The sequence below is a fragment of the Phytoactinopolyspora endophytica genome (genome assembly GCF_004138495.1).
Taxonomy (GTDB): Bacteria; Actinomycetota; Actinomycetes; order Jiangellales; family Jiangellaceae; genus Phytoactinopolyspora; species Phytoactinopolyspora endophytica.
The window spans coordinates 1,602-2,561 of record NZ_ML142862.1 but is presented as its reverse complement, the minus strand read 5'-3'; the positions used below and the strand labels follow the sequence as shown (position 1 = coordinate 2,561).

Here is a 960-nt window from a genome sequence, read left to right as displayed (position 1 = left end):
TGGACACCCTTTTACCTGATTCGATATGCACGCCTGCTCCGGCTTCGGCTACTCCATCCGGAAGTGGTCACCGAGGGTCTTGTCTTTCTCGGCCGTCGGACCAGGGTCTATGGACGGCGCGGCTTCGGCCGCGTCGTCCTTGGCCGTTGGGTGCATGTGGGCGACGAGACCCAGCTGCGCGCACACGAGGGGACGTTGCGGGTAGGAGACAAGGCGGTGTTTGGCCGGCATGCGACCGTCAACTGCTACCTGGACGTGGAAATAGGATCGCGGACGCTCGTGGCCGATTTGGTGCACATCACCGATTTCGACCACCGCTTCGATGACCTGGATACGCCGATCAAGGATCAGGGGATAGCGAAGTCACCGGTTCGGGTGGGACCGGACAGTTGGCTTGGAGTCAAGGTCTCCGTGTTGCGTGGTTCGGAGATAGGTTCCGGATGCGTGGTCGCGGCACACGCTGTCGTCCGTGGTGCACTGGACGATTGCATGGTGGCGGGCGGTGTGCCGGCGCGGGTGATCAAGGCTCGTAACGCTGATGATCAGGACGTTCCCGTATCGGGCGGTGTGAAGAAGACCGGCATGTGGGTGCGAGTCGACTGGGCGGAACCGACGTGACGATCCAGTCGTTAGACGTCGTGAGAAGCCGTTCGGGCGCGCCGTAGGCAATCACAAGTCGGTAACTCTTGCGTTGCCCACATGTGATCAGGTAGTGGACTCAGCGGTGTGATTTGGGCGATTTAAGTATTACGCGGGGGTGGCATTTTGCCCGATTCTTCAGTGTAAATACTGATACAGGGTGAGGCGGCCACATTAAGTGGGCCTTGTTGTATTTAGTTGTGGAAATTCCTGCCCCTGAGTTTGTGTGCATGGGGTGCCAGCGGGTGCTTGAGGCGGTAGCTTCGGTCTCTGGCATTCGTCGATGGATTCCCGTGCTTGTAGGTGATCTTGACTCTATGA

1 protein-coding gene is annotated in these 960 nt (G+C 59.1%); it reads left to right on the top strand.

Annotated features, from left to right (window positions below):
- On the top strand, positions 1-618 hold a 618-nt coding region (locus tag ELR45_RS23300), incomplete at its 5' end, for an acyltransferase (RefSeq protein ID WP_205857114.1).
- Between the last annotated feature and the right edge of the window lie 342 nt (positions 619-960).